Here is a 17157-nt window from a genome sequence, read left to right on the forward strand (position 1 = left end):
CCTGGACCGGATGACGATCTCCGACCTGCAGCAGGCGATGGAGCGCCACCGGCTGACCGCCGAACAGCTGACCGGGCTCTACCTCGACCGGATCCGCGACCTGAACCCGCGCCTCGGGGCGGTGGTCACGGTCAACCCCGATGCGGCTGCCATCGCGCGTGCGAGCGACCGCGCACGGCGCGTCCACGGGTCGCGCGGACCGCTGGAAGGCATCCCGGTGCTGCTCAAGGAGAACATGGACACCGCCGACCGGCAGCCGACCACGGCCGGGTCGACGGCGCTGTCCGCGGCGCGGCCCGCCAAGGACGCGGAGCTGGTCCGGCGGCTGCGCGAGGCCGGGGCCGTCGTCCTGGGCAAGGCGAACATGACGGAGTGGGCCAACTTCCGCTCCCCGATGGCCATCGCGGGCTGGGGCGCGGTGGGCGGCCAGACCCGTAATCCGTACGTGCTCGACCGCAGTGCGAGCGGCTCGTCCAGCGGGTCGGCGGCGGCCGCCGCGACGAGTCTGGCGGCGGTGACGATCGGCACCGACACGGGCGGCTCGATCGTGGACCCGGCGGCCGGCCACTACGTCGACGGTGGGAGTGCGTCCCACGCTGGGGCTGGTGAGCCGCAGCGGCATCGTGCCGATCACCAGCCGGCAGGACACCGCCGGGCCCATCGCCCGCAACGTCACCGACGCCGCGCTGACCCTGTGGGCGATCCAGGGGGCGGATCCCGCGGACCCGGACACCGCACCCGCCGAGGGCACGCTCCCGGCCGACTACCGCACGGTGCTGGACCGGGAGGCGCTGCGGGGCAAGCGGATCGGCGTCCGGCGCGAGGGGCACGCCGGCGAACGTCACGCCCACCACACTCCCGGCCACGCCGGTCGACTTCCAGCCCGACGCCCCGAGCCCGTTCACCAGCTCGACCGACGACTCGGTGGTGGCCGGCTACCCCCAGATCAGTGTGCCGGCCGGCTACACCGACCAGGGGCTGCCGCTCGGGGTCTCCTTCCTCGGAACGCGCTTCAGCGACGCCCGGCTGCTCGGCTACGCGTACGCCTTCGAGCAGGAGGCGCGGGTCCGCACGGCCCCCCGGTACCTGCCCACGCTGCCGCGGGAGTAGCCGCCCGCCTGTACGTGCCCAGGGTCCTCGGCATGAGCCGGTTTCCCCCCGACCGCGACGGCTCCGACGACCCCTTCGCAGTGATCGGCGGTCCCTTCCTGGTCGTCGCGTACAAGCGACGAGGCCTGCCTGCCGCAGCTGGCGCGCACGAGTACGACGAGGTCACAACGGTCGGGGGGTTCCACGGCACCGATCGCTCACCGGCCGCGACCTGGCCGAACCCCGCATGCCGGCGCCCCGCGTGGACCAGCGCGAGACCGCCCGACAGGCGGTCGCCCGCCTGGGGTCGCCGGCGGACGGCCAGCTGGGGCGGTGGCTGGCATCCCGTGTCGCCGGAGAATGACCGTCCCGGTCGCCCGCAAGCAGCCGAGACTCGCCGCTGACGCGCGCCTGGATGACTTCACCGACGGAATTCGGGAAACCAGCAGTTGTGCCCGGCGGGCACACCGGCCGGGACGTACGGGGACGGTCGTGTCCAGCAGGCGCCAGCTACATCTTGACGTCCAGGTGCAGGTTGAACGTCACGCCGCCGATGGTGACGAAAAGGTTGCCCTGCCACTTCCGGGTCGCCAGCGTGGCCCCCACGTTGGCCTTGCCCGCCGCGGCCTTGTCCTGCGGCGGCAGGGCGTGGAAGCCCCCGATGAACGGGGCCCCGGCCCCCAGGGTGGCCAGGTGGTTCCACCGGCCTTGCTGGACGGCGTACTGGCTGGCCGTGAGCCCCGTCGGATAGCCGAGGTCGACACCGCCCCCGCCGACATACTGCGCCGTGCAGGCCGCGAGCAACTTCCCCTCGGTGTCGAGGCTGACGGTGTTGTCGGCCTGGATCGCGGCTCGAAGCGCGCCCAGGTGTGGCGTGAGCGCTGTCTGGCGCTGCGTGCGCGCCGCGGCGTCCTGCACGTCCCGCTTGTCCGAGTCGATGGTGCTCTTGGCGCTTTCGATCCCCTCGGCGGGATTCATCGCGATCCGGATGCTGGTCGCCCACTTCTCGGCGGCGATCCACTGCTTGCTGAAGTCGATTTCCAGACAGTACGCGGTGAGCAGCTCGTTCGCTTCCTGCTCGCTCTTGGCGGTCTTGGGCATGAAGGGCCCCCCTTCGTCGACGCCGACGCCCCCGCGTCGGCGAATGATTCCCCCGTGCGTGGGACCTTAGCAATCTGGGGACGACACCGTTACCGCAACGCCGTGTTGACTGTCCGTCAGTGCAGGAGGCCGGCCCAGTCGATCAGGCCGGAACCGGACCCGGTTGGCCATCGGGGTCCCGGGTGCCAACACCTTGTCGCCCGCGATGGTGTCCACCGGTGCCCGGTCCTTGATCGTAGAGACCCGAGGAGCGGCAAAGATGTCCCAACGCCGTTGCGTGGCAATGGCTTTCGAACGACACCGTGTGCCGATACGCTGGTCGAGTGCCCACCCGCCGGGCTTGAGTCGCGCATGAGCACAGAGGTGAGGCGCCGGGAGCGATCTGGGAAGGCTGGTGCCCATGGTCCTGGGCAGGCGGAAGCGGCGGGAAGCGGATGGCGCACGCGCGAAGTTCATCGCCAACCGGGAGAGGGTCCGCGCCTGGACCGGGCGTTGGGACTGCCCCGAGGTGGCCTGGCCGGCCTTCGAAGAGGTCCCGGGCCCGTGGATGGTTCTGCCGCGCGAACGCGACCGATGGCTGGATCTCCACGCGCCCTCCATGGAGCGATACGACTGGCTCCTCAAGGCCACGCCCCGGGCGAACGGCGTCGACGGGCTGTGGGCGCTCTGGGCGTTCCGCGCGGAACACGAGTTCGAGCGTCTGACGATCCACTTCGAGAGCGTCTACGACCCCGAGTACCTGGCCGAGAGGCTGGCTCTGGGCATCGAGGCGGCGGCATTCGAAGGGTGGCAAGACGGCGACGCGCAGGGCATCTACGACTGATTGCTCGATGGGGTCGGCGGCATCGCCGGCACCGGCCGCATGGTGCACGGAAAGCACCGCGTGGGCTTCCTGCTGCTGGAGATGATCTGCGCGGTGGCCAGCACCACCGACGTCACCACCGAGCTCCGCGTCTCGCTCACGACCACGTCCCTGGAGGGCAAGCCGTTGAAGTCGGACGGCCGGGACTAGGGAAGGTATCGGGGTCGTGATCGGCGACTGGTCTTGATGAGGTCCTTGGTCCAGGTCATCGAGGGGCGTCAGCGCGGCGGGCCGAGGCGCTCGGTGGAGGCGGCGGCGCCGGGGCGGGTCGGGAGGTCCTCGATCCGGACCGGGCCGGGGACGACCTGGGCGCTGCCCGGGCCAGCCACGGATTCGCCGTCGAGGTAGCGGCGGAGCCATTCGGCGAAGCTCATCGGGTAGCGGTGGAACTCGTCGTCGGCGCCCGCGTAGACCACCACCGACCAATCGCCGTCGCCCCGGCCCCGGTGCAGGAAGACGTGCTCGCCGTGCGGCGTGCCGGAGACCGGGATCAGGCCGTCGGGGCCACCGAAGGCGGGCTGTTCGGCGAAGCCGGGGAAGTTCTCCTCGGTGAACTCGCAGTCCCGGTAGGCCTCGACGGTCTCGCGGATGTACGGGCCGAGCCCGTTGGCCTCGGTGGAGGGATTCGACAGATGGACGGAGCCGTTCAGCCGCACCGGCGCGTAGCGCTCGGTGAGGGCCTTGAGGTCGGCCGGCAGGGTCACGCCCAGCTCGGCCTCCAGGCGCTGCCAGTCCTCGGCTGCCGCTCCCGGCCCTGAGGCCGGGCCGAGGAGCGCGAACAGCCGGGTGAGGTGCGCGTCCATCTGTCGACTCCCTGTCGCCCTACGTCTTGGGGCAGTTGCTCGTACCCGTGGTGCTGCCCCCGGTCGGGGTCTGGGTGATCACGCAGTGCTTGAAGACCTTGTCCTCCAGGATGAAGTAATTGTACTCAAGCGACTCCACCACACCGGTGTTGGCGTTGCGGTAGGTGGGCTCCACCGACACGGAGACGTGCTTGCCGTTCTTGGTGGCCTGGACGATGTCCCGTTCGACGCCGGTGCTCAGGTCACGCGGCCGCCCGGGCCAGCACTGCTCCCGGGCACCTCGGCGTCTGCGGTCCTGCGTCGCTTCGGTGTCCTGTGAGCGACTTCATCGACGTTCCGGACGAGAACGCGACCCGCTCGCTGTCCCCGGCTGTCGAGGAGTTCCTCGAGGACCCGGGCACGCCGGTCGGTGTCTTCTCCGCGGTGGTGGCGTTCCTTCAGTCGTCAACGGCTGGCACCGGTTGCGCCGGCATGATGGGCATCAGCCTCCCCGGGCCGATGCCTCCGGAGCGGCGTGGGGGCAGGCCAGGCCAACCGTGCTGGCCTCGCTCGGCCTGCCGGCCGATGCGGTCGAGCACCTGGCGGCGCGGGCCGCGGATCGAGGTCCGCGAGCCCGACGAGGGGTTCGACCCCACGACGCTGCTCGTCATGCGTCAGGGGCCCGGCAAGGAGGCGGACGATTGGCGGTGTGCCGTGCCTCTGCTGACGTGCGGGCGTATCGGATGGTGACCGCCTGGCCGTCTGTCACACGGGTCGACAGTCTCAGCGGCCCAGGTCCTGGAGGACCTCACGCGCCGCCCTCGTCCCGGAGGCCATCGCCCCCTGCAGCGAGCCGGTCGCCCGGTGGTCCCCGCACACGTAGCGGCCCGCGCCGAACCGGCTCGGGCGGATCAGTGGCCACGGCGCCGGCATCGCCGGCAGCGCCTCCCTCACGGTGTACGAGGCGAGGTGCTCCCAGCCGGAGGTGTCCGTCCCGTACAGCCCGGCCAGCGTGGACCGCACCTCGGCCTCCCGGTGGTCCGCCGCCCCCAGTACCGAGGTGGAGACCAGTGCCCGGCCGTCCGTCGCGTACCCCGGCGCGACCTCGCTGAGCACCACCGTGTTCAGTACCCGCCGCGCGGAGTCCACCAGCAGGGTCGGCTCGGCCAGCGGGGGCACCGGGGCCGCGTGGTACAGCGTGGTCACCGTACGGGTGGCCGGCACCGCCAGCCCCGGCAGCAGCGCCGCGGCCGCGCCCGGGCCGGTGGCCACCACCACGGCCCGGGCCGGGAGTTCGGTCCCGTCGGCGAGCGCCGCCCCGGCCGCCGTCAGCTCCCGCACCGGCGTGCCGAGCCGCAGCACCCCGGCCGGCAGGCCCGCCGCGAGCTGCGCGGGCACCGCACCGATGCCGGCGTCCGGCAGGCAGAGGGTGCCGCGCAGCATGCTGCGCCAGACCAGGTGGAAGTAGCGCGCGGAGGTCTCCAGCTCCTCCTCCAGGAAGACGCCGGACAGGAACGGCCGGAGGAAGTCCTCCACCAACGCGGGGGAGATCCCCGACGCGGCGAGCGCCGACCGGGTGGAGGTGTCCCGGCTCCGGCGGAGCAGGGCGGGCGGCAGCAGGGCGTCCCGGGCGCCGAGCAGGCCGAGCGCGGCGATGTCCCGGGCGGACCCGAGCCGGCCGGGCAGCAGGTCCGCGGCGTCCCGGGGGCGCCGGGTGGGATCGGTGAACCTGAGCCGGCCGCGCGGGGTCTGCACCAGCACGCCCGGGGTGAACGGGCGCAGCCGCAGGTCCGCCAGTCGCAGCCGCCGCTTCACCTGCGGGTAGGAGGTGTTGAACACCTGGAAGCCGTGGTCCAGCAGGAAGCCGGCGCGCCGGTCGGTGCGCACCCGCCCCCCGACCGCCTCGGCCTGCTCCACCAGAAGCACGTCGAGGCCGGCCCCGCACAGGTCGAGGGCGCAGGCGAGGCCGGACACCCCCGCGCCGATCACCAGGACGTCGTGTTCTCGGGTGGGGTCTGCCGGCATCTCGCGCCGCCTCTCGGGTGACCTGCTGTCAGGGGTCCGGCACCGACCCTAGATCCTGACGGCCCGCCGGGCCGGGATCAGCGCGCTGGGCCGGGTCGCCCCAATTCGGCGACCGCCTGGCTGAGCCGGTGTAGCCGGGCGACCCCGAGCGGCGGGTCACGGCCGCTCCGGAAGTACGCGTTCTTCGATCTCGAACCCGCATCCGCCGCGGGGCCGCCCAGGTTCCCGGAGCTGCTCGTCGAGCCGTCCCGGCCGGGACGGACCGCGTACCGGCGCGGCGCCGCCAGCCCGAACGGTTCGACCAACGCGCTGCGCGCCGACGTCCTCGGCGCGCTCGGCGTCCCCACGGTCGCCACCGCTGACCAGCTCCAGCGGTTGCTGCACCCGGGTGCGGCTTCGACAAGGCGGTGCGGCAGGCGTTCGGCGACCTCGCGCTGCACGGACCGATCGGCTCAAGTGGTCCACGAGCGTCTGGGCTTGTCCACAAAGTGTCCCGACCGAACGGTGCGCCCAGGGCGGCAGGCCATCGACCCGGGTCGGGCTTGTCAGTGGTGAAACCGCACCGGCAACGTGAACGCCCCGAACCACCCGTACCAGACCCACCCTCACCAGGCGCGAAGCCGCCTCAGCGCTGCGCCCGGTGTCCCGCTTACCGGACTTCGTATGCCTTTGCCGAAGGCCTGCCGGTCGGTGAGCCCTCAGAACGAAGGCTCCCGGGCCAACAGGTGGTACCCGGAGGCCACGGCGACGGAGGCGACGGCTCCGGTTCGCGTGCGCCCCAGCCAGGCCACCGAGGATCCTTCGGCAGCGAACGTCACGAGGTCGGCCCCGTGCTCGTCATCGGCCACGCGCTCGAACGCGCCGTCGAAGAGGCTCTCCGTGCGTCGGGGCTGCCGGTTCCCGCCCTGGAACCCGCACCAGAAGTCCAGCAGCGGGCCCGTCAGCACCGGCCAGGCCATGGCGTCGGCAAAACTCCCCATGTTCGTCTCAGTCTCGAACCCGATCCGCTACCCGGGCCGGGTCCGCTCGATGTCGTCGCCCACGCCGAGGGCCATCTCCCAGCGGGTTACGGGGGCCTCGGCGATGCGCAGACGGACGGGCGGCGAGTTCCCGGCCGCCGAAGCGCTCACCCATGAACTCGTACGGGGCTACCGTCGCAATCCGGGCCGCGGGCCCGACCTGGTCGAGAGCCACCTCGCCGCTCCCGGCCGGGCCCGGACCCCGCTGGACCGGATGGAGGTCGCGCGGCGGCCGTCGCGGTGCTCTCGGTGGTCGAGGCGGCTGGCGACGGCGCGACGCCGCTGCACTTCGCCCGGGCCGCCGGCCGGCGGCCCGAGGACGTCACGGTGTCCGCGTTCGCGGCCGCGCTGCGTGAGCGGGTGCTCGGCCTCGCGTCGTTGAGTGTTCGATAGCCTGCCACCCATGGATGTGGGTGAGGGCGCCGAGCGCCTTGGTGTGGATCTCGACGGTGAGGGCTGGGACGCGACGCGATCCTGGGTAGAGAAGGGACTGCTCGCGTCGGAGCGCATCGAAGATGTCGTGCGCTTGCGTGGGGGATGGACGTCGCAGATGCGCCGTCTGGACATCTGCGGACCGGGAGGCCGGCGCTCGCTGGTGCTTCGGTCCTTCGTCAAGCCCTTCTACCTCCAGCATGCCGAAGGGCTGCTGACACGCGAGGCGAACATCCAGCGGCTGCTGAACGACACGGATGTGCCCGCCGCCCAGCTCGTGGCCGTCGATGCCACGGCGGAGTGCTGCGACCATCCCTCCTTGCTCATGACCCTGCTGCCGGGCACGGTTCGCTTGACCGACCAGGAGGCGGACCGGCGTGCCGACCTACTGGCCCGCCAACTGCAGCGCATTCACCAGGTGCAGGTGAACGAGGAAACCCGACCGCGGGCCTACCAGGCGTGGACCGGCCCCGAGCAGGTGAACCTGCCCACGGATACCGCGCGCCCGGATCTGTGGCAGCGCGCCGTGGACGTCATCCGCCGCGAACCTCCTGACTATCTGCCCTGCTTCTTGCATCGCGACTTCCACCCCGGCAACATCCTCTTCGACGGTGAGGGCGACGACCTGCGGATCAGCGGCGTCGTCGACTGGGTGGAGACCTCCTGGGGGCCAGCAGACCTGGATGTGGCCCACTGCTCGACCGCCCTGGCCCTGCTCCACGGCGTTCCTGCGGGCATGAGCTTCGCCGACCGCTACGTCGAGGCGGGCGGTTCCCTGACCGACGATCGCACCGCACATCTGTACTGGCGCCTCCTGGACGCCTTGGCCTTTGCACCAGACGCCGAGAAAGTCGCCGTCCCCTGGCGGGAACTGGGCCGCACCGACCTGACCCCCATCGTGCTGACCGGCAGGCTGGAGGATTACATCCAGGCCCTTCTGGACCTCTACGCGTGAGCCGGCCAGGGGGCCACCAGGCTGCCCGTTCTTCTCGCTCGACCAGTTGTCCGCGTTCGAAGCGGGCTCCCGCGCGGACCGGGACACCAAGTGGGGGCCGGTGATCGCGCGCCAGCGGGCCTGAGCTGACTCGACGAGCTTGAGGACCATGGCAAGTGCGGCCGCCGGGCTGCCGGCGCCGCGGGTGACCTTGGTGCGGAGTTTGACCGTGAAGAACGTGGACTCGGTTGGGTTCGTGGTGCGCCGGTGGATCCAGTGCTCGGCCGGGAAGTCGTAGAGGGCCGGCAATTCCTCGGCGTCGACGGTGAGCTTCGCGACGGCCTTGGGCCACTGGGTGCCGTAGGTCTTGGCGATCACCTCGATCGCCTTCTCGGCGTGGGCGTGGGCGTGGGCGTGGTCCTGGGCTTGTAGACCTCCTGCATCGCCTTCGTCGCGCCCGGCCGCGCGGACTTCGGCAGGGCGTTCGAGACGTTGCGGGCCTTGTGAACCCAGCACCTCTGATGCCGCACGGCGGGGAATACCTCCCGAAGGGCCTTCCATGGCCCCATTGCGCCGTCGCCGACCACCAGCTCGGGGTCGCGCATGCCACGTCGGTGGCAGTCGCGCAGCAGGTCGGCCCACGACTCGGTGGCCTCGCGCAGGCCCTCGGCCAGTGCGATACGACCCGGCGACCGGTGCCGAAACGACCCGTGTTCCCCGGGGATCCCCGGGTAGGCGACCGAGGGCGCGTCCCGCAGGCGCGAGGATCCAGCATCGGAGAGCGACATGACCGTGACGGCCAGCAGGAGCACCGGGACACTGTTCGCGGGCCGGTACCGGGTGGACTCGGTCCTGGGGCGCGGCGGCGGCGCGGACGTGTTGCGGGCCGTGGACGAACGGCTCAACCGGGCCGTCGCCCTCAAGATCCCCCGCCCGGACGCGACGGCCGACACCGTCCGGCGCTTCGCCACGGAAGCGCGGATGCTGGCCCGCCTGAGCCATCCCGGCCTGGTCGAGGTGTACGACTACGGCGCCGTCGCGGAGCACCCCTACCTGGCGTTGGAGCTGGTGGAAGGCCCCACCCTGGCAGCGGTCCTGCGGTCCGGCCCGCTGCCGGCCGCCGATGTTCGACACCTGGGGCGGGACCTGGCGCAGACCCTCGCCCACGTCCACGCCTACGGGGTGGTCCACCGGGACGTCAAACCGTCCAACGTGCTCGTCGACGCCGCCGGCCGCCCGCGACTGGCGGACTTCGGCGTCGCCCGGATCCTCGACCGGCAGGCATCGTCCGACGACGAAGCACTCACCTGCACCGGGCTGATCGTCGGGACCCCGGCCTATCTGGCCCCGGAGCAGATCCGCGGCCGGGGCGCCCTGGCATCCGCCGACATATACGCCCTGGGCCTGCTCCTGATCGAATGCTTGACCGGGCACCGCGAGTACACCGGCGCCCCCATCGAAGCCGCCGCCGCCCGGCTCCACCGCCCGCCCGCCATCCCGCCCCACCTGCCCGCGGACCTGGTGGCCGTCCTGCGCCGGATGACCGACATGGACCCCGACCACCGCCCGTCGGCGGCGACCTGCGCCCGGCTGCTCGCCGTACCGCCGCCCGCGCCGGAACCGGCCGCGGCCGGGACCGCGGTCCTACCGCGACCCTCGAGGAGGCCGCACGTCGCCGCCCCCCGGCCCGTCCTCCTGCTGGCGGCCTCCGTGCTGACGCTGGCGGGCGCGGGAGGCAGTACGGCCTTCGTCGACGACCCGCCGAGGGCGCTCCCGGCCCCCGCCGCGGTGCCTTCGGCGCCCCCGCCCACCGCACCCGCACCCTCAACGGCCCTCGCACCCTCAACGGCCCTCGCACCCTCGACGGCCCCCGCACCCGCGACGACCCCCGCGGCCACGGAGCTCGCTCCGAGCACGCCGCCCCCGGCCCGCGACTCCGCGCCGACCGCCGCTCCCGTCGCCCAGCCGGCTGCCCCCGCGCCCCCCGCCGCACCCGCCCGGTCCTCCGCCGGCCGCGGGAGCGAGGGCAAGCAGAAGCAGCAGGGCCGGAAGAACGACGGCCCCCACGGGAAGAAGCCCAGGTAGCGACCGTCCGTGCCGGCGCCCGAAGGTGCCGGCGCCCCGACCACCCGGCCCACGCGTCCGGACCTGCCCGCGCGAACACCATTACCTCGGCCGGAGAGAAGGCGGACCGGGCGGCCCCGGACGTCGAACGCGGGTCCCTGACGGGCGGCCTCCGCGCGTCGTCGACCGCCGGCGTTCCCCTGCTCCTCGACCGAGGCGCCTCCCGGTCCTACGCACTGCCGGGATTCGGCCGGCTGGGGCGGTTGTCGGTGGGCAGCACCCGGACGGCGCGTGCGATGGCGGGGCGGAGGTCGTCAAGACGGTGGTCCGCGCCGAGGATCATGCGGCGAAGCTGAGGCATGGCCAGGCTCCAGCCGACCAGGCCGAGGGTGAAGAACAGTCGGGTGCGGGGATCGGCGTCGCCGTCCGTGGTACGAGCCGCGTCGATCTTGTCCTGGTAGTGCCGGGTACGGGCCTGTTCGCCGGGAACGGTCTGGTCCCCGAGTTCGAGGGCTTCCCACATCAGTAGACGCAGAGCCTCGGGGTGGGCGCGGTGGTAGTCGAAGAGGCGCTCGGCGTAGGTCGGCAGCTCCTCGTCACCGGGCGGGACCGCCTCGGCGAGGTCGGCCATGAGGCGTTCGAGGACGGCGGCGAAGAGTCTGCCCTTGTCGCCGAAGTAGTCGTAGATCGCCCGCTTGTTGGCCTCGGCCTGGGCGGCGATGCGGTCCACGCGGGCGCCGGCGACGCCGTGGGCGGCGAACTCGGCGGTCGCTGCCGCGAGGATGCGCTCTTTGGTCGCCGTGGAGTCGTATGCCATGGAGCGAGAGTAACGAACCAGTTCGTTTGACGATCCGGCACCGGTCTGCGAGTCTCACTCCAGCTTCCGAACCATCTAGTTCGTTCGATTGGAGTCGCGGTGCCCCGAACCAATCCACCCGTCCCGCCGATCACCGCGCGGCCCGGGCGGCGACTGCCACTGGTGATGGCGCTGGCGTGCGGTGTCAGCGTGGCGAACGTCTACTTCCCGCAGGCCCTCACCCCGCTCATCGCCGGCGGGTTGGGCATCACACCGTCCGCCGCGGCGAGCGTGGCAACGGTCACCCAGTTCGGCTACGCCGCCGGGATCTTCCTCCTCGTCCCGCTCGGCGACCGACTCCCGCGTCGCCCGCTGATCACCGTCCTGCTGGCGGCGACCGCCTGCGCGCTGCTGGCCGCGGGCCTCGCCCCGGCCGCCGCGCCCCTGATGATCGCCGGCGTCGCGGTCGGCCTGACCACCGTCGTCCCGCAGCTCCTGCTGCCGATGGCCGCGGGCCTGGTCGCCCCGGACCGGCGCGGCTCGGTGATCGGCACCCTTCAGGGCGGCCTGATCGGCGGAATCCTGCTCGCGCGCACCTTCGGCGGCGTGATCGGCGAACACCTCGGCTGGCGCGCCCCGTACCTGGCCGCCGCCGTGCTCACCGGCCTGCTCGCCCTCGCCCTCGGCCTGGTCCTGCCCACGAGTGCGCCCGCCACCCGCGACCGGTACCCGGCACTCCTGGCGGAGAGCGTGCGAATGCTGCGCACCGAGCCGCACCTGCGCCGCTCCGCGGTCCACCAGTCCGCCCTCTTCGGCGCCTTCAGTGCCGCCTGGACGGCACTCGCCCTGCTGCTCACCGGCCCGCACTACAACATGGATGCCCAGGCCGTCGGTGTTCTGGCGTTGATCGGCGCGGCCGGCATGGCCTGCGCCCCGGCCGCCGGCCGCTGGGTGGACCGGCGTGGAGCGGACCGCGTGACCACCTGGTGCACCGGCGGCATCCTCGCCGCCGCCCTGACACTGACCGCCGGTGTCGCGGGCGGCGCGGCCGGGCTGGCGGCCGTCGCCCTGGGGCTCCTGCTGCTCGACCTGGCCGTGCAGACCAGCCAGATCGCCAACCAGGCCCGCATCTTCTCGCTACGCCCCGAGGCCCGCAGCCGGCTCAACACCGCCTACATGACGTGTTCGTTCCTCGGTGGCAGCGCCGGCTCCTGGCTCGGCATCCGCGCCTACGCCCTGCTGGACTGGCCCGGGGTGTGCGCACTCATCGCCCTCGCCGCGGCCCTCGCCCTCACCGCCCGGCTCACCGACCGCCGCCAGCGGCCTGGGAAGTCGCCCGTCGCGGAGCCCGTCGCCACGCCCACGGGCCCACCACGGTGAACGGCCGCCGCACCCCGGCGCGGGCACCGCCACCGCCGCCGCGCCCGGCCGCGCAGAAGCAGACACAGACGCAACGAGTCAAGCACCCGACACGAAGGACCATCATGACGTTCCCGGCCATGCCTCCCGCCATCCTGCAGTTCTTCAGCGCCTCTCAGGAGGGCGATGCCGACACCTGGGCGAAGGCGTTCGCCGAGGACGGGGTCTTCCACGACCCCGTCGGCACCCCGCCGATACTCGGACGCGCCGCGATCCGCGACTTCATCGCCGCCGTCCTGCCCGCCTTCCAGCCCTTCCTCGGGCTGACCCCCACCGAGGCCCACACCCTCGGCAACCACGTCGCCGTCTCCTGGCGGGGGGCCGCCGTCACCCTGGACGGCAGGCCGGTCAACTGGTCCGGCATCAACATCTACGAACTGGACGAGGCCGGCCTCATCCGGGACGCCAGGGCCTACTTCAACCGCGCCCTCTTCCAGGCCCAGCTGGCCGGCTGAACCCCGCGAGCCCGACCGGCGCGGGCCGGGAGCGCCCTCGCCCCGGCCCGCGCCGGAAGTCCGCCGACGCCTACGGAGCGGTGCGCGGCGGCCGGATCCGCGCGATCGGAGAACCTCCGGGGCCGGCGCCGCGTCCCGAACCCGGGCGGCGGGGGCTTCCAGGCCGGCTTGACCCTGACGTTACGTCATGTTTCACGATGGCCACATGACCGACCACTACAACGCGTTCGAGATCAGCCCCGTCCCCGCCCCAGCGCTCGACGCACAGCCCCCTGGGATCTACCGGGGCATCTACGGGATGCCGATGTTCGTGACCGTGCCGACAGCCGACCTCGCGGTGTCCGTGGACTTCTGGACCCGGGGGCTCGGCTTCATCGACCTGTTCACGATCCCCGGACAGCTCACCCACGTCCGACGCTGGGCGTTCCAGGACGCCCTGCTCGTCCCGGGCGATCGCCCCGCCGGAACCCCCGCGACGAGCGTCAGCTTCGCGTGCGTACTGAGCCAGGTCGACGACATCGCGCACGCGTGTGCCGCGCTGCTGCCCGGGTGCACGACGGGACCGCGGCGCACTCCGTGGAACACGGTGGAGCTGGAGGTCGTCACGCCGGAGAACGCCCGCGTGGTCATGACCGCCGCCCGACCGCTGGACCCCGGCAGCGTCGAGGCCCGGAGCCTCCGAGCGGCCGGCTTCGACATCCCCGCGGAGTAGGCGGACCGGTCGGCCCGGCGCCGCGTCCCGCGTCTCCGCGGACGAACAGGCGTCCGCCGTGGCGGAAGCGGGCGTCGTCGCAGCTCCCACGGCAGACCGGCCGCGGCCCCGAGGCCGGTCTGCCGTGGCGGAGGCCCGCGCCGGCCGCCTGCGGCTGTCCGGCTCCGCCCGATCCGTCCCGTAGCCGGACGTTTCGCCCGCCGTCCGCCGCCAGGCCGGGGCCGTGGGGAGGATTGCTGAAATTCGTGACCCCGCAGCCGCCCGAAACGGTGCCGCGGGCGGTCCCCGGAGGGCCGCGGCGGCACTGCCGGGGCTCCGCGGACCCGTTGCGCGGCCAGGCAGTCCCGATTGCCCCTCAGAGCTCCGCCCACGGCCCCGCCACAGCGGCTCCGACCTGGCCGTTCGTGCGATTTCCGTTAGGCTGGTGAAACTCTGTCGGACACCCTCGGAGGGGGCACCATGAGCGAGGAATCCCAGGCGTACGACGCCAGCACGACGTGATCCTGGAGGGCCTTGACGCTGCACGGAAGCGGCCCGGGATGTACATCGGATCGGTCGGCGAACGCGGTCTTCACCACTTGGTGTTCGAAGCCGCCGAGCGGGCGCTGGACGAGAACCTCACCGGCACCGCCAGCCGCGTCGAGATCACCCTCACCGCCGACGGCAGCGTCCGGGTGCCGCCGACGGCGTGGGCCTCCCGGTGAAGTGCGCCGGCCACCGCGACGGGCCCACGCTCGAGGACCGGTTGACCGTGATCGGCCGCGGGGTGCAGCCCGCCGACCGGCACTCGCTGTCCGGCGGCTACAAGGGTGTGGGACTGTCCGTCGTCAACGCGCTGTCGAGCCGCCTGACCGCCGAGGTGCGACGGGGCGGCGCCCACTGGGTGCTGCGGTACGAGCGGGCCGTGACCGCGGCGACACCCGTCCGGACCGGAACGGCCGACGACAGCAGGACGGTGATCACCTTCCGGCCCGATCCCGAGATCTTCGAGACATTGGAGTTCTCGTTCGACACCTTGGCCGAGCACTTTCGAGAACTTGCCTTTCGGAAAAGTGACTTGGACATCACTCTGATGACCGCTGCCCCGCGGCGCCCCGGTCGGCCCCGGCGTCCTAGCTCAGACAGCAGCCGCAAAGTAGGGGATGATCACGTGCTCGCCGTGATGCCGGCCTGTTCATCGTGTTCGCGCAGCATCCGCATGACGGTGGCGGGTGAGGGGTGCTGCCCCTTCTTCGCGCCGGTGGTGATGACGAGGCGCTTGGCGATGTCGCGCAGGCTCATCTCCTGGCCGCGCAGATGGAGGGCCATCGACAGCATGTCGTCGTCGGTGACCCAGGCGCCGCCGATGATCTTGCCGCGCTTTCGTGCGCTCTCGTGGCCTTCGAGGGTGAGGTCGCGGATGTACTCACGCTCCATGCCGGACATGGCCGCGAGCCCGGTGAACATGATGCCGGAAGGGTCGTGCGAGCCCTTGAGCTCTCCGGGGAGGAACTCCAGGCCGACGTCGCTCGCTTTCAGTTCCTCGGCGAGCATGGCGAGTTTGATTCCGCGGCCGAGCCGCTTGTGCTCGTGGACGACGAGGGTGACGGCCACGCCGGAGGAGCGGATCCCCCCGGCGAGCTTCACGGCGGCCTCCAGCTCGGGGCGCCGGGTGGCGCGGGTGGAGATCTTCTCCGAGAAGACCCGGGTGACCCCGGCTTCGGCGAGGGAGTCGAGTTGTGCGTATAGGGACTGCCGGGCGGTCGAGGCACGGGTGTAGCCGAGGCGGACGTGTCCGACCGGTTCAGTGCCGGCGCGCAGGGCCGTGGCAGCTCCATCCACGCCGAGCCCGGCTTGCGTACGGCGGGGATCGGCACGCTGAGGGCCTTGGCGAGTTGGGGCACGAGGCGGAAGCGGGCGGTGTGGTACTGGATGGCTACCTTGTTCTTGCCGGTCCGGCATGGGGAGCCCGCGGGGGCGGCGCAGGTTGACATCGGGCAGTCGTGTGATTCCACGCGCTTGAAGTCGTCGCTCACGACCCCGGACTGTTTCATGAGGGTGTTTCAGGCGTCCAGTCCTTTGAAACAACTCATGAAACGTGATCGCCGCAGGTGGACGGGCCGCCGGCGGGTGTTTCACAGGTGACCGCTCATGAAACACCCGCGTGCGCCCTGCGCGGACGCGGGACCGAGGGCGTCATGGCCTGCCGGGCGCCGTTACGCGGCCTGCAGGCGGGCGAGCGGGTCGCACATCCGCCGCGGAGAACGTGGTCAACTCGGCGCATTCCGCGTCGAGCCATGTTCCAGTCGCCGTCGCGGCCCCTGCTCCCAAGACTCACGCCCTTGAACTCGGTATCCCCGCGCGCGTATGATCGGATCCAAGTAATCGATACCAAGTATCTGCCACGTCAACGCACTGGAGCTCCATGCCCACCCGTGAACCCCCCGCCGTCCAGAAGCCCCCGAAGCGCCCCGCCAACGCCCTCGCCCTCGCCGTACTCGGGCTGCTGCTGGAGCAGCCGATGCACCCCCATGCCATGGCCGGCGCGCTCCGCGAGCGCGGCATGGACAGCGCGTTCAAGCTGACAACCGGATCGCTCTACGACACCGTCCGCGCGCTCACCCGGGACGGGTGGATCGAGGCGGACGGCACCGAGCAGGTCGGCAACCGTCCGGCCCGCACCGTCTACCGCCACACCCCCGCCGGGCAGGACGGCTTCACCGACTGGCTCGACGAGCTGATCCGAGAGCCCTCACCCGAGTACCCACGGTTCCTCTCCGCCGTCGGGTACCTCGGCGCGCTGGGCCGCGTCCGCGCTGCCGAGGCGCTGCGCGAGCGGGCCGCCGCGCTGCGGGAGCGGATCGCGCAGGACGCCGAGGGCCACCGCGCGGCCCGCGAGGAGCACAACGCGCCGCGCCTGTTCCTCATCGAGGCCGAGTACGCCGCCGCCATGGCACAGGCCGAGCTGGCCTGGGTGGAGCACACCGCCGACGAGATCGAGCATGGAACGCTGACGTGGCCGGAAGGGGACGGGCGATGAGTGTCACCGCATCGAAGGACGAGGTCGTCGACGTCCTGATAGCCGGAGCCGGGCCCGCCGGGCTGACACTCGGCGGGGAGTTGGGGCGCGCGGGGGTGCGGGCACTGGTCCTGGAGCGGGAGCCCGAACCGCCAGGCTTCTGCCGCGGGTTCAACCTCAACGCCCGGAGCCTGGAGCTGCTCGACCGCCGGGACCTTGCCGCCGGCTTCCTCGCCGAGGGACCGACCGTCCCGACGACGATGTTCGTTGGCCCCTCCCGCCTCGACCTCGCCGCCATGCGCACGAAACACCCCTACGCCCTCGGCATCCCCCAGACCCGCGTGGAGGAGCTGCTCGCCGAGTGGGCCGTGGGATTACTGAGGTTTTCAGGGTGGAGTCGGTGGGGTGAGCGGCAGGCCGGTGCCGGCCAGGCATCCATCGATAAGGGCGGGTCGAAGTTGGATGTGTC

At 72.3% G+C, this 17157-nt stretch carries 21 protein-coding genes and 3 pseudogenes; 15 read left to right on the forward strand and 9 right to left on the reverse strand.

Going from position 1 to position 17157, the window contains the following annotated elements; all coding sequences use genetic code 11:
• Positions 1 to 37: 37 nt before the first annotated feature.
• From ABZ497_RS26170 to ABZ497_RS26180, 3 genes and pseudogenes are all read left to right on the forward strand, one after another.
• A pseudogene (locus ABZ497_RS26170) lies at positions 38 to 487 on the forward strand (amidase family protein); the annotation flags it as partial.
• 118 nt (positions 488 to 605) lie between these two features.
• Positions 606 to 764 (forward strand): annotated as a pseudogene (locus ABZ497_RS26175) (amidase family protein); the annotation flags it as partial.
• Between the two features lie 163 nt (positions 765 to 927).
• Positions 928 to 1110 carry an amidase family protein gene (locus ABZ497_RS26180; protein WP_359808696.1) on the forward strand — a complete coding sequence of 61 codons (183 nt, stop codon included), beginning with the start codon at positions 928 to 930 and terminating at the stop codon, positions 1108 to 1110.
• Between the two features lie 489 nt (positions 1111 to 1599).
• On the opposite strand, the gene ABZ497_RS26185 is transcribed toward ABZ497_RS26180, so the two are convergent.
• Positions 1600 to 2190, reverse strand: coding sequence for a hypothetical protein (locus ABZ497_RS26185; RefSeq protein ID WP_359808698.1), 591 nt, complete (start codon positions 2188 to 2190; stop codon positions 1600 to 1602).
• 400 nt (positions 2191 to 2590) lie between these two features.
• Here ABZ497_RS26185 and ABZ497_RS26190 point away from each other — a divergent pair, with 400 nt between their 5' ends.
• Both ABZ497_RS26190 and ABZ497_RS26195 read left to right on the forward strand, forming a co-directional pair.
• Positions 2591 to 3013, forward strand: coding sequence for a hypothetical protein (locus ABZ497_RS26190; RefSeq protein WP_359808700.1), 423 nt, complete (start codon positions 2591 to 2593; stop codon positions 3011 to 3013).
• Positions 3014 to 3202: a hypothetical protein gene (locus ABZ497_RS26195; protein ID WP_359808701.1), complete on the forward strand. Its 189-nt coding sequence runs from the start codon at positions 3014 to 3016 to the stop codon at positions 3200 to 3202. It abuts the gene before it with no gap.
• Positions 3203 to 3270: 68 nt separating this feature from the next.
• Here the strand turns inward: ABZ497_RS26195 and ABZ497_RS26200 are convergent, their stop codons facing one another.
• On the reverse strand, positions 3271 to 3855 hold the full coding sequence (locus ABZ497_RS26200) for an SMI1/KNR4 family protein (protein ID WP_359808703.1): 585 nt from the start codon (positions 3853 to 3855) through the stop codon (positions 3271 to 3273).
• Positions 3856 to 3874: 19 nt separating this feature from the next.
• A complete protein-coding gene (locus ABZ497_RS26205) occupies positions 3875 to 4036 on the reverse strand; it encodes a hypothetical protein (protein ID WP_359808705.1) in 162 nt (53 codons plus the stop codon).
• 134 nt (positions 4037 to 4170) lie between these two features.
• Between ABZ497_RS26205 and ABZ497_RS26210 the strand changes: the two genes are divergently transcribed.
• Positions 4171 to 4584 carry a hypothetical protein gene (locus ABZ497_RS26210; RefSeq protein WP_359808706.1) on the forward strand — a complete coding sequence of 138 codons (414 nt, stop codon included), beginning with the start codon at positions 4171 to 4173 and terminating at the stop codon, positions 4582 to 4584.
• Positions 4585 to 4617: 33 nt separating this feature from the next.
• On the opposite strand, the gene ABZ497_RS26215 is transcribed toward ABZ497_RS26210, so the two are convergent.
• The 3 genes from ABZ497_RS26215 to ABZ497_RS26225 all read right to left on the reverse strand — a co-directional run bounded on the left by ABZ497_RS26215 (position 4618) and on the right by ABZ497_RS26225 (position 6989).
• The gene (locus tag ABZ497_RS26215; protein WP_359808708.1) at positions 4618 to 5859 is read right to left on the reverse strand and encodes an NAD(P)/FAD-dependent oxidoreductase; all 1242 of its coding nucleotides are present in this window, start codon (positions 5857 to 5859) and stop codon (positions 4618 to 4620) included.
• Positions 5860 to 6557: 698 nt separating this feature from the next.
• Positions 6558 to 6839 (reverse strand): hypothetical protein, encoded by a 282-nt coding sequence (locus ABZ497_RS26220; protein ID WP_359808710.1) that lies wholly within the window; start codon positions 6837 to 6839, stop codon positions 6558 to 6560.
• A gap of 27 nt (positions 6840 to 6866) precedes the next feature.
• Entirely contained in the window at positions 6867 to 6989 is a 123-nt protein-coding gene (locus ABZ497_RS26225) for a hypothetical protein (RefSeq protein ID WP_359808711.1), read from the reverse strand.
• Between the two features lie 138 nt (positions 6990 to 7127).
• Between ABZ497_RS26225 and ABZ497_RS26230 the strand changes: the two genes are divergently transcribed.
• Both ABZ497_RS26230 and ABZ497_RS26235 read left to right on the forward strand, forming a co-directional pair.
• Positions 7128 to 7271 (forward strand): hypothetical protein, encoded by a 144-nt coding sequence (locus tag ABZ497_RS26230; protein ID WP_359808713.1) that lies wholly within the window; start codon positions 7128 to 7130, stop codon positions 7269 to 7271.
• A gap of 10 nt (positions 7272 to 7281) precedes the next feature.
• Entirely contained in the window at positions 7282 to 8265 is a 984-nt protein-coding gene (locus ABZ497_RS26235) for an aminoglycoside phosphotransferase family protein (protein ID WP_359808715.1), read from the forward strand.
• A gap of 34 nt (positions 8266 to 8299) precedes the next feature.
• Here the strand turns inward: ABZ497_RS26235 and ABZ497_RS26240 are convergent.
• Positions 8300 to 8939, reverse strand: a pseudogene (locus ABZ497_RS26240) (transposase); the annotation flags it as partial.
• Positions 8940 to 9030: 91 nt separating this feature from the next.
• Between ABZ497_RS26240 and ABZ497_RS26245 the strand changes: the two are divergent.
• Positions 9031 to 10329: a serine/threonine-protein kinase gene (locus ABZ497_RS26245; protein WP_359808716.1), complete on the forward strand. Its 1299-nt coding sequence runs from the start codon at positions 9031 to 9033 to the stop codon at positions 10327 to 10329.
• A gap of 208 nt (positions 10330 to 10537) precedes the next feature.
• On the opposite strand, the gene ABZ497_RS26250 is transcribed toward ABZ497_RS26245, so the two are convergent.
• The gene (locus ABZ497_RS26250) at positions 10538 to 11125 is read right to left on the reverse strand and encodes a TetR family transcriptional regulator (protein ID WP_359808718.1); all 588 of its coding nucleotides are present in this window, start codon (positions 11123 to 11125) and stop codon (positions 10538 to 10540) included.
• 165 nt (positions 11126 to 11290) lie between these two features.
• Here ABZ497_RS26250 and ABZ497_RS26255 point away from each other — a divergent pair, with 165 nt between their 5' ends.
• From ABZ497_RS26255 to ABZ497_RS26270, 4 genes are all read left to right on the forward strand, one after another.
• Complete coding sequence (locus ABZ497_RS26255; RefSeq protein WP_359808731.1) at positions 11291 to 12484, forward strand: MFS transporter; 1194 nt, start codon at positions 11291 to 11293, stop codon at positions 12482 to 12484.
• A gap of 119 nt (positions 12485 to 12603) precedes the next feature.
• Positions 12604 to 12978: a nuclear transport factor 2 family protein gene (locus ABZ497_RS26260; RefSeq protein ID WP_359808719.1), complete on the forward strand. Its 375-nt coding sequence runs from the start codon at positions 12604 to 12606 to the stop codon at positions 12976 to 12978.
• A gap of 205 nt (positions 12979 to 13183) precedes the next feature.
• Entirely contained in the window at positions 13184 to 13690 is a 507-nt protein-coding gene (locus tag ABZ497_RS26265; protein ID WP_359808721.1) for a VOC family protein, read from the forward strand.
• A gap of 539 nt (positions 13691 to 14229) precedes the next feature.
• On the forward strand, positions 14230 to 14394 hold the full coding sequence (locus ABZ497_RS26270; RefSeq protein ID WP_359808723.1) for a hypothetical protein: 165 nt from the start codon (positions 14230 to 14232) through the stop codon (positions 14392 to 14394).
• A gap of 442 nt (positions 14395 to 14836) precedes the next feature.
• Here the strand turns inward: ABZ497_RS26270 and ABZ497_RS26275 are convergent, their stop codons facing one another.
• On the reverse strand, positions 14837 to 15511 hold the full coding sequence (locus ABZ497_RS26275) for a recombinase family protein (RefSeq protein ID WP_359808725.1): 675 nt from the start codon (positions 15509 to 15511) through the stop codon (positions 14837 to 14839).
• A 583-nt stretch (positions 15512 to 16094) separates the two neighbouring features.
• Between ABZ497_RS26275 and ABZ497_RS26280 the strand changes: the two genes are divergently transcribed.
• Entirely contained in the window at positions 16095 to 16709 is a 615-nt protein-coding gene (locus ABZ497_RS26280; protein WP_359808726.1) for a PadR family transcriptional regulator, read from the forward strand.
• Positions 16706 to 17157 (forward strand): FAD-dependent monooxygenase (locus ABZ497_RS26285; RefSeq protein WP_359808728.1); only part of this gene is annotated, 452 nt, incomplete at its 3' end. The genes ABZ497_RS26280 and ABZ497_RS26285, both read left to right, overlap by 4 nt.

Source organism: Kitasatospora sp. NPDC005751, assembly GCF_040630835.1.
Lineage (GTDB): Bacteria > Actinomycetota > Actinomycetes > Streptomycetales > Streptomycetaceae > Kitasatospora.

Excerpts from the sequence above, each read along its gene's own strand:
- ABZ497_RS26185 (WP_359808698.1), bottom strand. The coding sequence starts at position 2,190 with ATGCCCAAGACCGCCAAGAGCGAGCAGGAAGCGAACGAGCTGCTCACC.
- ABZ497_RS26190 (WP_359808700.1), top strand. The coding sequence starts at position 2,591 with ATGGTCCTGGGCAGGCGGAAGCGGCGGGAAGCGGATGGCGCACGCGCG.
- ABZ497_RS26200 (WP_359808703.1), bottom strand. The coding sequence starts at position 3,855 with ATGGACGCGCACCTCACCCGGCTGTTCGCGCTCCTCGGCCCGGCCTCA.
- ABZ497_RS26215 (WP_359808708.1), bottom strand. The coding sequence starts at position 5,859 with ATGCCGGCAGACCCCACCCGAGAACACGACGTCCTGGTGATCGGCGCG.
- ABZ497_RS26220 (WP_359808710.1), bottom strand. The coding sequence starts at position 6,839 with ATGGGGAGTTTTGCCGACGCCATGGCCTGGCCGGTGCTGACGGGCCCG.
- ABZ497_RS26235 (WP_359808715.1), top strand. The coding sequence starts at position 7,282 with ATGGATGTGGGTGAGGGCGCCGAGCGCCTTGGTGTGGATCTCGACGGT.
- ABZ497_RS26245 (WP_359808716.1), top strand. The coding sequence starts at position 9,031 with ATGACCGTGACGGCCAGCAGGAGCACCGGGACACTGTTCGCGGGCCGG.
- ABZ497_RS26250 (WP_359808718.1), bottom strand. The coding sequence starts at position 11,125 with ATGGCATACGACTCCACGGCGACCAAAGAGCGCATCCTCGCGGCAGCG.
- ABZ497_RS26255 (WP_359808731.1), top strand. The coding sequence starts at position 11,291 with ATGGCGCTGGCGTGCGGTGTCAGCGTGGCGAACGTCTACTTCCCGCAG.
- ABZ497_RS26260 (WP_359808719.1), top strand. The coding sequence starts at position 12,604 with ATGCCTCCCGCCATCCTGCAGTTCTTCAGCGCCTCTCAGGAGGGCGAT.
- ABZ497_RS26265 (WP_359808721.1), top strand. The coding sequence starts at position 13,184 with ATGACCGACCACTACAACGCGTTCGAGATCAGCCCCGTCCCCGCCCCA.
- ABZ497_RS26270 (WP_359808723.1), top strand. The coding sequence starts at position 14,230 with ATGTACATCGGATCGGTCGGCGAACGCGGTCTTCACCACTTGGTGTTC.
- ABZ497_RS26280 (WP_359808726.1), top strand. The coding sequence starts at position 16,095 with ATGCCCACCCGTGAACCCCCCGCCGTCCAGAAGCCCCCGAAGCGCCCC.